Consider the following 12,898-nt stretch of genomic DNA (forward strand, 5'->3'; position numbering starts at 1 on the left):
AAAGTGTCCATTCCCGCATGTAAACGCTTCAAAGTGGCATGTAATCGGGCGAAATCCGCATGTAAAAGCAGCAAACCCGCATGTAAACGCCAAAAGATAAAGTAAGGCGCATAAAAATCTTCAAATACAATCTCCCTCATTCCACTTCTTGCCTACTTCTTCATAACTTCGCTGACACAGCCGCGAACCATCATTTTTAGCCGCATGTACGCTGTGCTTAGAACCATTTCTTTCCTTGTTTAGGCTGGGAAATGCTTTAAATTTTCAAGACAGACACGAACAAATTCAGGAGCACATACATTGAACTAGAGCCTAAACAAGAAACGAAGATTACTAAGGTACGAGAGTATAGAGCGGGAGAACTCTGGGAAGAATGGAGTAATGGAGGTGGATGAAAATGAAATCATCGATGCAACCAACAGGGGAATTGTGTTTAATATGTGAGGAGTATAAGGAGACCGGGATTCACATTTTACATCAATACATCTGTATGGACTGTGAGAAAAAAATAGTTTCTGCTGAAACGAATGACGAATATTACAAACACTATTTAAATCAATTAAGAAAATTAAAATTAGCGAATTCTTCCGTATAAACAGGCCGACAGGGCCTGTTTTTCTGATTGGAGTGAAAAGCAGACAGCATAGAGTTATGCTAAAATAGAAGGATAAACAGTACTTGATGTAAGAAAAAAGGATTATACATGATTAGAGAACAAAGAACTCCCTTATATGATGCCCTTATACGGCATAGCCATAAAACAAAATGGTCCTTTCATGTTCCAGGGCACAAAAATGGAACCATCGGCTTTAAAGACAGCGAAAACAACGCATTTGCCTCCATTCTTCCTATGGACGTAACGGAGCTGACGGGACTGGATGATCTCCATGAACCCTCTGAAGCGATTAAAGAGGCGCAGGAATTGACGGCATCTCTGTATGGTGCCCACTCCAGTTATTTTTTGGTGGGAGGAAGTACAGCAGGAAATCTGGTCATGCTTTTATCTGCTTTTCAAGAGAATGATCTTGTTTTTGTTCAGCGGAACTGCCATAAGTCAGTTTTGAACGGACTGGAGCTGGCAGGGCTTGAGCCGGTATTTCTTTCGCCCGGCGTCGATCCGGTCGGACAGTTTGCCACTGGGCTTACACTTGAAAGGGTGAAAGAAGCGGTAACGAAGTACCCTGAGGCCAAAGGAATCATGCTGACGAACCCAAACTATTATGGATGGGCTGCAGATCTAAAGGAAATGATTCATTATTTGCATGAACACGGATTGATCGTGCTCGTTGATGAAGCTCATGGAGCCCATTTTGGCAGGAGCGAATGGTTTCCTGAGAGTGCGATCAAGTCTGGGGCTGATATGGTTGTCCACTCTGCCCATAAAACACTTCCTGCTATGACGATGGGTGCTTATTTGCATTGCAACAGTTTTCGCATGGATGAAAATAGGGTAAAACATTATTTACAGGCCCTTCAATCGAGTTCGCCATCGTATCCGATTATGGCCTCGCTGGACTTGGCAAGAGCCTACGTGGGCAGTCTTACTCCAGAGGATTTTAAGGCGATTAAAAAGGATGCGGAACACTTTAGGGACGCTCTGAACAGTATTCCTCAGCTGACGGTGTTGAATTCACCCCGGGACTATGGGCTGGATCCTTTGAAAGTTACTGTACAGAGCACCACAGGCCGTACTGGGTATGAGCTGCAGGAGAAGCTGGAGGATAAGGGGATTTTTACGGAACTCGCTGATCCTTTGAATGTCCTGTTTGTGCTTCCTCTCGGCAGGATACCGGGTCTTGATGAATTGATTGAAACTATTCGAGGGGCTTTGTCAGACGACATGTTTCACAAGAAACATTCCCGGCTTCCATTACAGAGTACAGGAACAGGCATCAGTGCTCTTGCAGCTGGCTATAAAGAACTGCTGATGATGGAAAGTTCAGAGGTATGGATCTCCCAATCTTCAGGCCTTATAGCTGCTCAGTCCATTGTTCCCTATCCGCCCGGCATCCCGCTGATCGCCAGAGGAGAACGGATTACGGAGGAAATGGTGAAAGAATATCAATATCTTTTAGCGCAGGGTACCCGGTTTCAGGGTGGACAAGGCAAAAAAATAATCGTATATGCTGAACAGAAGGAAGAGTAGATGTGAACGGACTATTTATTACGATCGAGGGCCCTGATGGCTCAGGAAAATCAACACAGATAAAAAAACTGGCAGGTTATTTAGAAAAAAGCCATATTCCATATATATTAACCCGCGAACCGGGAGGAACAGCGATCAGTGACAAGATCCGATCGTTGATTCTTGATCCGTCCCATCCCGAAATGACAGATGAAACGGAAGTGCTGCTGTACGCCGCTTCCCGGGCTCAGCATGTTAAAGAAAAAATCGTTCCGGCTTTGCAGGAGGGCAAACTTGTCCTGTGTGACCGTTTTGTCGATGCGTCCATTGCTTACCAAGCTTATGGCCTCGGCATCCCCGTTGAGGAAGTTAAGGCGATCAATCGCTTTGCTACAGGAGGATTACAACCGGATCGAAGCTATCTGATCGATATTTCTCCTGAGGCTGGCAGGGAGCGCATGGTCAGCCGCTATAGTGGAGAAGGTCTCGACCGCATTGAGCAGAAACAGCTGGAATACCACGAAAGAGTAAGGACAGGATTTAGGAAAATTTATTCAGAAAACAAGGAGCGTTTTCTTCTTGTGGATGGAAACCAGACGATAGATCAAGTTTTTGATGTGATCAAAAAGGATATTCATCTTCTTCTAGCGAACCGATATAACTAATAAATCACAGGAGGGAAAACGTATGAAAATGATCATAGCAGTGGTTCAGGATAAGGACAGCAGCCGTTTGGCGGATGCGCTTGTTAAGCATGAGTTCCGTGCGACCAAACTGGCGACGACCGGTGGATTCCTTAAAGCAGGTAATACGACATTCATGATTGGTGTGGAAGACCAGCAAGTGGACCGTGTCCTGGAAATTATCAAAGAGAACTGCAAGAGCCGCAATCAGCTGGTTGCCCCGGTATCACCGATGGGCGGCAATGCGGATGCATACGTTCCCTATCCTGTTGAAGTAGAAGTTGGAGGAGCCACTGTATTTGTTCTTCCTGTGGAAAGCTTTCAGCAGTTTTAATATGACGGAGGAGTAAGAATGAAAATTGGCCAGGATCCCCGCCCAATGATCGATCTGAAACAAAAAGAAGAAAGGCTCAGCGGCAAAAGCGGAGATGTGTTTGGAAAAGCTGTTGCGAGCCATCAGGAAAAGCTGCAATCCGATCAGCTCGGCGCCCTATTGAAGGACGTGGAGAAGCAGGGGCAGCGGCTTGCTCAGTATCAGACCATGAGAGATTTTAGCCAATATAAACAGCTTGTGCAGCGTTTTGTAAAAGAAGCTGTTGATTTTGGCATGAATCTAAAACATAGCCGCGGCTGGAACAGCCAGGGAAGGCAGCAGACGACAAGGCTCGTTCAGGAAGTGGATGCCAAGCTTCTGGAAATGGCTGACCTGATGAAGGAAGAAAAATCAATCGGCCTGCTTGATAAGATCGGTGAAATGAAGGGGCTCTTGATTAATTTATATACGTAGGTGGGAAAAATGAGCTGGGAACAATTAAGTGAAAGGCAGCCAAGGGTGGTAAAAACGTTAACGAATAGTGTTAAGAAAGATCGTCTCGCTCATGCTTATGTGTTTGAGGGGGGCCATGGAACAGGAAAAATGGATATGGCCCTTCAGCTCGCAAAAACTTTTTTGTGCAGGGAAACAACGAGTGTTGAACCTTGCGGTGAATGTAAGGATTGCAAGAGGATTGACTCAGGAAACCACCCGGACGTTCATATTGTACAGCCTGAAGGGCAATCCATCAAAATTGATCAGATTCGTGGTTTGCAAAAAGAATTTGCTTATCATGGAATGGAATCGGATAAGAAAGTCTACATCGTGGAACATGCTGATCGTATGACGGTACAGGCGGCCAATAGTCTGCTTAAATTTTTGGAAGAACCGACGTCCTCCACGATCGCCTTTTTATTAACGGAACAGGTGCATCGTCTGCTTGACACCATTCTGTCCAGGTCACAGGTTCTGTCCTTTTCTCCTCTTCCCCCAGAACAGCTGGTTAAATCTTTGCAGGAAGAAGGGATTTCTTTGCCGATGGCAGCTATGGCTGCCGCATTAACGAGCGATAAGTCAGAAGCGCTCGAAATTTGTAGGCAAGAGTGGTTTGCACAAGCACGAGACAAAGTGATACAATTAACTGAAGAGTTGAGGACTCGTCCCAGCCAGGTATTTGTTTCATTACAGGATAACTGGTTGTCGTTTTTTAAGGAAAAAGATCAGCTCGACAATGCATTAAGCCTTTTATTGATCTGGTACAAAGATCTTTTATTTATACAGCTTTCAGAGCCGGAGCACCTGGTATTTGTCGATCAGCGGCAAACGTTAGAGCAGCAAGCTCTACATACCTCACAGAAAAGAATCAGTGAGAAAATGCTGGCTATCTTAACAGCCAAGCAACGCTTAGGTGCAAACGTAAACCCCCAGCTCCTAATGGAGCAGTTGGTGTTACGATTACGGGAGGGATAAAAGCCTGTGTATGAAGTAGTCGGAGTCCGTTTTAAAAAAGCGGGAAAAATATACTATTTCGATCCTGGCGACCTTGATATCATAAAGGATACATTCGTAATTGTTGAAACAGCGCGCGGAATTGAGTACGGTAAAGTCGTCATAGACAAGAAGCAAGTTGGGGAGAATGATGTTGTACTTCCTTTAAAAAAGGTAGTAAGGAACGCAAACGAGAAAGATATGCTCGCGGTCGATGAAAACAAAAAAGCTGCCCAAAATGCTTTTGAACTGTGCACGGAAAAGATAACTGAACATAAGCTTGACATGAAATTGGTGGATGTCGAATATACCTTCGACCGAAATAAAGTCATTTTTTATTTCACGGCAGATGGGCGCATCGATTTTCGGGAACTGGTTAAAGATCTTGCTTCCATTTTTCGGACGCGGATCGAGCTGCGGCAAATCGGAGTCCGTGATGAGGCCAAAATGCTCGGCGGCATCGGACCATGCGGAAGAATGCTGTGCTGTTCTACTTTTCTTGGTGACTTTGAACCCGTATCCATTAAAATGGCTAAAGACCAGAACCTTTCACTTAACCCTGCAAAGATTTCTGGGTTATGCGGCCGTTTGATGTGCTGTTTAAAATACGAAAATGATTATTATGAAGAAGTCAAAAGAGAGCTTCCGGATGTGGGTGAACAGATTGCCACTCCCCACGGAAGAGGTCGCGTTGTTGGATTGAATATGCTCGAGAAACTTGTACAGGTCGAACTGCCGGAACTTGAGAAAGTAACGGAATATACAATTGATGAGCTCATGAAAGAAAAGGAATTATTTACGCAAGCTACAGAATAACGAGGTGGAAAGCACGTGGAGAAAGATCAGATTTTTTCCCGGGTGACCCATATGGAGCAGCAATTGGCAGCTTTAACGGAGCAAATTGGAGACTTAAAAGCAGACCTTGTCGCCTTATTGGAACAGAATCACAACCTGCAAATGGAAAATTATAATTTGCGAAGTGCTCTGAAGCCACAGGAAAAAAAAGGATCCAAATCCTCTGTTAAAAAGCGGCCACTGTCACAAGAATCGGCAGATATCGGGGAAGGCTATGACAACCTGGCGAGGCTGTATCAAGAAGGATTTCATATTTGCAATCTTCATTATGGAAGTGTTCGTACAGAGGGCGACTGCCTGTTCTGTCTGTCATTTCTTAATAAAAAATAAAGAGTCTTTCCAAAGGGGAAGACTCTTTTCTATGTCATCTGATTCAACAACCTATTGAGAAAGAGTGATGTAATGGAATACCTGTTAAAAGGAGACGAGCGGCTGGATTATCTCGTGGATGAATCGTTAAAGATCATTCAGAGCCCGTCCGTCTTTTCATTTTCTCTTGATGCGGTACTGCTGAGCAGGTTTGTCTATGTACCTATACAAAAAGGAAAAATCATTGATCTGTGTACAGGAAACGGTGCTGTGGCACTGCTGATGACACAGCGTTCGAAGGCATCGATTACTGGGGTGGAAATTCAGGAACGGCTCAGTGATATGGCTGGCAGGAGCGTGGAAATCAACGGCTTGCAGGACCAGGTTTCCATATTGACTGACAACATCATCAATCTTCCTGGAAAGCTTGGGACAGGTACGTTTGATACGGTCGTTTGCAATCCGCCGTATTTTTCCTCGGTCAATGAAAAAGATTATAATGAGAACCCGCATCTGGCAGTAGCCAGGCATGAGATTCATTGTACGCTTGAAGATGTGATCTCTGTGAGCAGCAGGCTGGTCAAACAGGGCGGCAAAGCAGCTTTTGTTCACCGTCCCCAGCGGCTCATGGACATTTTAAGCCTGATGAGAAAATACAGGCTAGAGCCAAAACGGCTGCAGTTTGTTTATCCAAAACCAGGCGGAGAGGCAAACATGCTGCTTGTTGAGGGGATGAAGGATGGCAAGCCTGATCTTCATATTCTGCCTCCACTGACCGTATACGGCATAGATGGGAAATATACAGAAGAACTGAAGAAGGTTTTCTATGGGAAATAATCAAATCAGGGAAGGAGGCGCTGTATATGATGTGGCAGCAGAATAGCTATCAGAGCCACGAAACAGGTGTACTCTACTTAGTTCCGACTCCGATCGGGAACTTGGAGGACATGACTTTTCGTGCGATACGGATTTTAAAGGAAGCCGACTATATTGGGGCAGAGGATACGAGACAGACGAAAAAGCTTTGCAATTACTTTGAGATTCAGACTCCACTTTTCAGCTACCACGAACATAATAAAGAGGTGAGCGGCATGAAACTCATCGATCTGCTGAAAGAAGGCAAAACAGTGGCACTCGTATCGGATGCCGGGACACCGGCCATTTCGGACCCAGGGTATGAACTGGTGGTAAGCGCACTGCAGGAAAAGATTCCTGTTGTTCCGCTTCCGGGAGCGAACGCGGCATTATCGTCACTGATTGCTTCAGGCCTTAATACGAAGGACTTTTACTTTTACGGATTCTTGCCTCGGGGAAAGAAAGAAAAGAAAGAACAGCTTGAGCGGCTCAAATATTATTCATTTACAATGATTTTTTATGAATCTCCTCACCGTTTAAAGGAGACCTTATCCTTGATGCATGAGATCCTTGGTGACCGGAATGTTTCGATGGCGAGAGAACTGACGAAGAAATATGAAGAGTTCATCAGAGGTCCGTTAAGGAAAATGATGGAGTGGTCCAAGGAAACGGAGATCAGAGGAGAGTTTTGTCTGGTGGTTGAAGGATCGTCCGAGAAGAGGGAAGAAACAGCCGAATCTCAGTGGTGGGATACTCTGACTCTTGCCGAGCATGTACAGCATTATATCGATGAAGAAGAACTGAAGAGCAAAGAAGCAGTAAAAAGAGCGGCGGTGGACCGAAATCTGCCAAAGCGTGAGGTATACCAAGCCTATCATATTGAAAATGAAAACTAAATGCACAAAAAAAGGGCCTCCTGTGTTCAGGAGGCCGTTTTATGTTCAAACCTTATTTTGCTGTTTGAAGTTGTCGTTGAAGTTCGTTCATGATTTCTTTTGCACCTTCTGGGCTAAGAATGATTTTTCCGCCAGCAAGTGAATAGTTGTCATCAGAAACTTCCCCAGTTACTGCACAAGTCATATTAGGCTTGTATTTTTTTAGGATGATGCGGTCATCGTCAACATAGATTTCAAGTGCGTCTTTTTCAGCAATTCCAAGTGTGCGTCGTAATTCGATTGGAATTACCACACGTCCTAGTTCATCAACTTTACGAACAATACCTGTAGATTTCATTTTAGTAATCTCCTCCCGAATAGTAGATATTTTAATGCCTAACTATTATTTATATATATAATCGTCAGAATTCGACAAAATCTTACGGATTCATCATAACAATATTTCCAGATTGGGTCAACTATTTTGCAAACAAAAATTTCTATATCTATTTACCCGTTTTACTATAAGTTCAACCATATCATATTATCTTAACAAACAGGTAAAATCAGGTTTAGAAATTTATTCTTGTTTTTCAAAAAAATTACTGGGAATTATTCTTGATAAATTCGTCATTATTCGACAAAACTGACTTTTAAAAAATACTCTCTTAGCCTATTCTTCACCGTACATCCTGTTTACCTTGACATGACTTTACGGGATTAGGTATATTTTGAGTGAAGAAAAGAGCATAATGAAAGTATTTACATAAAGTGATTTCGCACCTGTTTTGTATTTTATGTCCCAGAACAAACATTTTTTTACACTTTTCATAGAACTGACAAATTTGATAGGCGCAATGTTCGGTCACTTTTTCCTGTAAATAAAATGTCCCTCCTTTAGCAGGGGCTTTTTTCATAGTTTATTAAATTTTTAAACGGAGGAATCCATTATGGGAGAAAAAACATTTTATCTAACAACACCTATATATTATCCAAGCGGAAAACTTCATATCGGCCATGCCTACACCACTGTAGCAGGCGATGCGTTAGCAAGATATAAGCGCTTAAAAGGTTATGAAGTGATGTATCTGACTGGAACGGATGAGCATGGACAAAAGATTCAGCAGAAAGCGGAGGAAACCGGAGTAACACCGCAGCATTATGTAGATGAGATCGTAACAGGGATCAAGGACCTTTGGCAAAAGCTCGATATTTCCTATGATGATTTCATCCGTACGACGGAAGACCGCCATAAAGAGAGTGTGGAAAAAATCTTTAAGCAGCTCTTGGATCAAGGGGATATTTATCTTGGAGAGTATGAAGGCTGGTACTGTACGCCGTGTGAATCCTTCTTCACTGAAACTCAGCTGGTCGACGGTAAATGCCCGGACTGCGGAAGAGAAGTAAAGCGTGTGAAAGAAGAGAGCTACTTCTTTAAAATGAGCAAATATGCAGACAGGCTCCTTCAGTTCTATGAAGAGAATCCGGAGTTCATTCAGCCTGAATCCCGCAAAAATGAAATGATCAACAACTTTATCAAGCCAGGATTAGAAGATCTAGCGGTTTCGCGTACATCTTTCGACTGGGGTGTGAAAGTGCCGGGCAATCCGAAGCATGTGATCTATGTTTGGATTGACGCGCTCTCCAACTACATTACAGCGCTCGGTTATGGATCTGGAAACGATGAAAAATATAAAAAATTCTGGCCGGCAAATGTTCACCTTGTAGGGAAAGAAATCGTCAGGTTCCATACGATTTACTGGCCAATCATGCTGATGGCACTGGATCTGCCGCTTCCTAAAAAGGTCTTTGCCCACGGCTGGCTGCTCATGAAGGACGGAAAAATGTCTAAATCCAAAGGAAACGTAGTCGATCCGGTGACTTTGATTGACCGTTACGGTCTGGATGCGCTGCGCTATTATCTTCTCCGTGAAGTTCCTTTTGGTTCTGACGGTGTCTTTACGCCTGAAAGCTTTGTAGACCGTGTGAACCATGACCTTGCCAATGACCTCGGCAACCTTGTGAACCGAACAGTGGCGATGATCAATAAGTACTTTGACGGAGCCATTCCTGCCTATGAAGGGAACGTAACAGACTTTGATCAATCCCTTGTTGATTTTGTTCATACCACAGTTAAAAAAGCGGAGGATTCCCTAGAGAACATGGAATTTTCTGTAGCCTTAAGCAGCATCTGGCAATTGATCAGCCGCACGAATAAATATATCGATGAAACACAGCCATGGATCTTGGCGAAAAATGAAGAAGAAAAAAACGCCTTGGGCGCCGTAATGTACCATTTGGCGGAGTCGATCCGTATTGTTTCTGTATTGATACAGCCATTCCTGACTAATGCGCCTGCGAAAATATGGGAACAGCTCGGGATTCAACAAGGAGAGCTTACAGATTGGAATACCGTCTATGAATTTGGCAAACTGCCTGCGGGAACGAAGGTACAAAAAGGGAATCCGATCTTCCCTCGTCTGGAAACAGAGGAGGAAGTGAGCTATATTCAGCAGTCAATGGGCGGTGCACCCGCGGCAGCGCAAGAAGAGAAGACACCAGAAGTCATCGTGGAAAAGGAAGAAACAGATGAGATCTCCATCGATGATTTTATGAAAGTGGATCTTCGGGTGGCTCAAGTGGTCGAGGCTGAACCGGTGAAAAAGGCAGACAAGCTATTGAAACTGCAGCTGGATCTTGGGTTTGAAAAACGACAGGTGGTTTCAGGTATTGCAAAGTATTACCGCCCGGAAGACCTGGTGGGGCAAAAAGTGATTTGTGTGACCAACCTTAAACCGGTAAAGCTCCGGGGTGAACTATCAGAAGGCATGATATTAGCTGGCTCTGCCGGAGATCAGCTGACTTTGGCAACCGTGGATCAAAGTTTGCCAAACGGTGCAAAAGTCAAATAAAGCAAGCATGTAAGGGGAGCCTAATAGGGCTTCCTTTTTTCATTTATCGGTGTAAAAAGATGTGTGTAATTTCCAGTATGTAATAAAACTGTAATGCAATTGTTATCCAGACGACTTGGTGTTATAGGACAAAGGTATGATAAACTGTGAAAGTGTTAATAGGAGGGCTTTCTTCATGTTTGATACACACGCACATTTAAATGCAATTCAGTTTGAAGAGGATCTGGAAGAAGTAATACAAAGAGCTTTGGATGAAGGAATTTCACATATTGTTGTTGTTGGGTTTGACCGGCCGACCATTAAAGGCGCTATAAAGTTGGCTGATACATATGATTTTATCTATGCAGCTGTAGGATGGCACCCGGTAGATGCGGTGGACATGACAACGGAGGATTTACAATGGATTGAGGAACTCGCATCTCACCCTAAAGTGGTGGCTTTAGGCGAGATGGGCCTGGATTACCATTGGGATAAATCACCGAAGGATGTTCAGAAAAAGGTCTTTCGCCAGCAGATTCAACTGGCTAAGAAAGTGAAGCTCCCGATTATTATTCATAATCGCGATGCCACACAGGATGTCGTTGATATCCTGAAAAGTGAAGGAGCCGAGGAAGTCGGCGGAATCATGCACTGTTACAGCGGCAGCCTGGAGGTTGCGAAACAGTGTATGGAAATGAACTTTTACATTTCTTTTGGAGGACCTGTTACATTCAAGAATGCCAAGAAACCAAAAGAAGTGGCGAGGGAGATCCCACTCGACCGGCTTCTCATTGAAACGGATTGTCCTTACTTAAGCCCCCATCCGCTGAGGGGCAAGCGAAATGAACCATCGTATGTAAAATACGTGGCAGAGGCTATCGCTGAATTAAGAGAGATGCCTTTGGAAAATTTAGTTAAAAAAACGTCCGACAATGCTAGACAGTTATTCGGCATCAATCGCTGACCGATAATGTCGAAAAGAGAGAAAAACAAGCAAAAAACGTTGTAAATCCAGCAAAATCTACAATATGGAAGAGGAAACTGTCGAACGTTTTTTCTTCCACTTTTACCCTTTTCCCTTACATAATTGGGCTTGTGTAATTATTTTGCATAAGAGGGGGGATTTGACAACAAATTATTCAACGATTATACTTCAATCCTTGTAAAGGGGGAATGGATGACATGAACAGGAGCAAGAATAAGCTTTTTTACGATTTCATTACGAAAAAGCTCGTATTGGCTGCTGCGGCAATCATCGTTCTGGCTGTAACAACAGGTTTCGTTAGCTATGAAACTTCGAAAACGGATGTTATGATCATGGTTGATGGGAAAGAGAAATCGTTTAGTTCACATGCAGAAAATGTTAGGGATGCACTTTCTGATTTCGGAATATCGGTTAACCGCCATGATGAGGTGGAACCAGGACTAAATGAGCCGCTCAAGAACGGCATGAAGATTGAATATACATCTGCACATAAGATCAATTTCACGCAGGATGGAGAAAAACAATCGGTTTGGTCAACAGCCAGCACAGTTAAAGAATTTTTAGGCGAACGAAATATAAGGGTCAACCAGCATGATAAAATTAAGCCTGGTTTAGATACGCCGCTCAAAACTCAGCAGCATATCAACCTTCAGCAAGCTGTTCCGGTGAAGCTTGTGGATGGAAAAAAAGAAAAGCAAGTTTGGACCACTTCGACTACGGTCGCTGACCTTTTAAAGCAAAACCAAGTGAAACTAGGAGATCTTGATCGGGTAGAGCCCGCTGAAGAGACGGACATCAAAGACAACATGAAGGTTAATGTCATCAGAGTAGAAAAGGTCACCGATGTAGTGGAAGAAGATACGCCATTTGCTACCGTCACCCGCAAAGACGGAAAACTGGCAAAAGGAAAAGAAAAAGTGGTAGAACCGGGCTCTAAAGGCCGGGTATCGAAAAAGTATGAGGTCGTACTTGAAAATGGGAAAGAGGTTTCCCGAAAGCTGAAGAGCGAAAAAACATTGGAAGAAAGCTCAGATAAAGTAATCGCTGTCGGCACAAAGCCGAAACCTGTTACGGTTTCACGCAGCAAGAGTGCTCCTTCGGGAGGCAAGGAACTTTATGTTACAAGTACCGCTTATACAGCGAACTGCGCCGGATGTTCAGGCAAGACCAGGACAGGCTTGAACCTTCATGCTAATCCTAACGCAAAAGTCATTGCCGTTGACCCAAGCGTCATTCCGCTTGGAAGCAAAGTGTATGTCGAAGGATATGGCTATGCGATCGCTTCTGATACAGGTGGCGCCATCAATGGAAACCGGATCGATGTTTTCTTCTCCTCTCAATCTCAGGCTACCAAATGGGGAAGAAAAACGGTAAGAATTAAAATTATTAAATAAGCTATACTCCAGGTATTGTAGAGAAGCAGGGGAACTGCATCATGCCCGCAGAAGCGGGTACGGATGCCTATCCTCTGCTTTTTATTTTCCTTACAGGAAAGTAAGGGTATACTAGGAAGTAGTTT

General features: G+C 43.8%; 14 protein-coding genes. 13 read left to right on the forward strand and 1 reads right to left on the reverse strand.

All coding sequences use genetic code 11. The features are described from left to right. The first annotated feature begins 409 nt into the window (after positions 1-409). From QYF49_RS25195 to rsmI, 10 genes are all read left to right on the forward strand, one after another. Positions 410-595, forward strand: a complete 186-nt coding sequence (locus QYF49_RS25195; protein WP_290402358.1) for a sigma factor G inhibitor Gin — start codon at positions 410-412, stop codon at positions 593-595. 111 nt (positions 596-706) lie between these two features. Next, a complete protein-coding gene (locus QYF49_RS25200) occupies positions 707-2,146 on the forward strand; it encodes an aminotransferase class I/II-fold pyridoxal phosphate-dependent enzyme (protein ID WP_290402359.1) in 1,440 nt (479 codons plus the stop codon). A gap of 2 nt (positions 2,147-2,148) precedes the next feature. Then, positions 2,149-2,790 carry a dTMP kinase gene (gene tmk, locus QYF49_RS25205; RefSeq protein ID WP_290402309.1) on the forward strand — a complete coding sequence of 214 codons (642 nt, stop codon included), beginning with the start codon at positions 2,149-2,151 and terminating at the stop codon, positions 2,788-2,790. Positions 2,791-2,812: 22 nt separating this feature from the next. Continuing rightward, complete coding sequence (locus tag QYF49_RS25210; RefSeq protein ID WP_290402310.1) at positions 2,813-3,142, forward strand: cyclic-di-AMP receptor; 330 nt, start codon at positions 2,813-2,815, stop codon at positions 3,140-3,142. 18 nt (positions 3,143-3,160) lie between these two features. Beyond that, a complete protein-coding gene (locus QYF49_RS25215) occupies positions 3,161-3,595 on the forward strand; it encodes a YaaR family protein (RefSeq protein WP_290402311.1) in 435 nt (144 codons plus the stop codon). A 9-nt stretch (positions 3,596-3,604) separates the two neighbouring features. Further along, a complete protein-coding gene (holB, locus tag QYF49_RS25220; protein WP_290402312.1) occupies positions 3,605-4,591 on the forward strand; it encodes a DNA polymerase III subunit delta' in 987 nt (328 codons plus the stop codon). Positions 4,592-4,597: 6 nt separating this feature from the next. Next, a complete protein-coding gene (locus QYF49_RS25225; protein WP_290402313.1) occupies positions 4,598-5,425 on the forward strand; it encodes a PSP1 domain-containing protein in 828 nt (275 codons plus the stop codon). A 15-nt stretch (positions 5,426-5,440) separates the two neighbouring features. Next, positions 5,441-5,794, forward strand: coding sequence for a DNA replication initiation control protein YabA (gene yabA, locus QYF49_RS25230; protein ID WP_248251024.1), 354 nt, complete (start codon positions 5,441-5,443; stop codon positions 5,792-5,794). Positions 5,795-5,866: 72 nt separating this feature from the next. Then, the gene (locus QYF49_RS25235; protein ID WP_290402314.1) at positions 5,867-6,610 is read left to right on the forward strand and encodes a tRNA1(Val) (adenine(37)-N6)-methyltransferase; all 744 of its coding nucleotides are present in this window, start codon (positions 5,867-5,869) and stop codon (positions 6,608-6,610) included. A 29-nt stretch (positions 6,611-6,639) separates the two neighbouring features. Beyond that, positions 6,640-7,524, forward strand: a complete 885-nt coding sequence (gene rsmI, locus QYF49_RS25240; protein WP_290402360.1) for a 16S rRNA (cytidine(1402)-2'-O)-methyltransferase — start codon at positions 6,640-6,642, stop codon at positions 7,522-7,524. A 52-nt stretch (positions 7,525-7,576) separates the two neighbouring features. On the opposite strand, the gene abrB is transcribed toward rsmI, so the two are convergent. Beyond that, on the reverse strand, positions 7,577-7,861 hold the full coding sequence (abrB, locus tag QYF49_RS25245) for a transition state genes transcriptional regulator AbrB (protein ID WP_290402315.1): 285 nt from the start codon (positions 7,859-7,861) through the stop codon (positions 7,577-7,579). 592 nt (positions 7,862-8,453) lie between these two features. On the opposite strand from abrB, the gene metG reads away from it, so the two are divergent. The 3 genes from metG (at position 8,454) to QYF49_RS25260 (ending at position 12,773) form a co-directional block, all read left to right on the forward strand. Next, the gene (gene metG, locus QYF49_RS25250; RefSeq protein WP_290402316.1) at positions 8,454-10,415 is read left to right on the forward strand and encodes a methionine--tRNA ligase; all 1,962 of its coding nucleotides are present in this window, start codon (positions 8,454-8,456) and stop codon (positions 10,413-10,415) included. Positions 10,416-10,590: 175 nt separating this feature from the next. Continuing rightward, complete coding sequence (locus tag QYF49_RS25255; RefSeq protein WP_290402317.1) at positions 10,591-11,358, forward strand: TatD family hydrolase; 768 nt, start codon at positions 10,591-10,593, stop codon at positions 11,356-11,358. Between the two features lie 218 nt (positions 11,359-11,576). Next, on the forward strand, positions 11,577-12,773 hold the full coding sequence (locus tag QYF49_RS25260) for a G5 and 3D domain-containing protein (protein ID WP_290402318.1): 1,197 nt from the start codon (positions 11,577-11,579) through the stop codon (positions 12,771-12,773). Positions 12,774-12,898: the final 125 nt, after the last annotated feature.

Origin of the sequence: Fictibacillus terranigra (genome assembly GCF_030412265.1) — a bacterium.
Taxonomy (GTDB): Bacteria; Bacillota; Bacilli; order Bacillales; family Fictibacillaceae; genus Fictibacillus_C; species Fictibacillus_C terrinigri.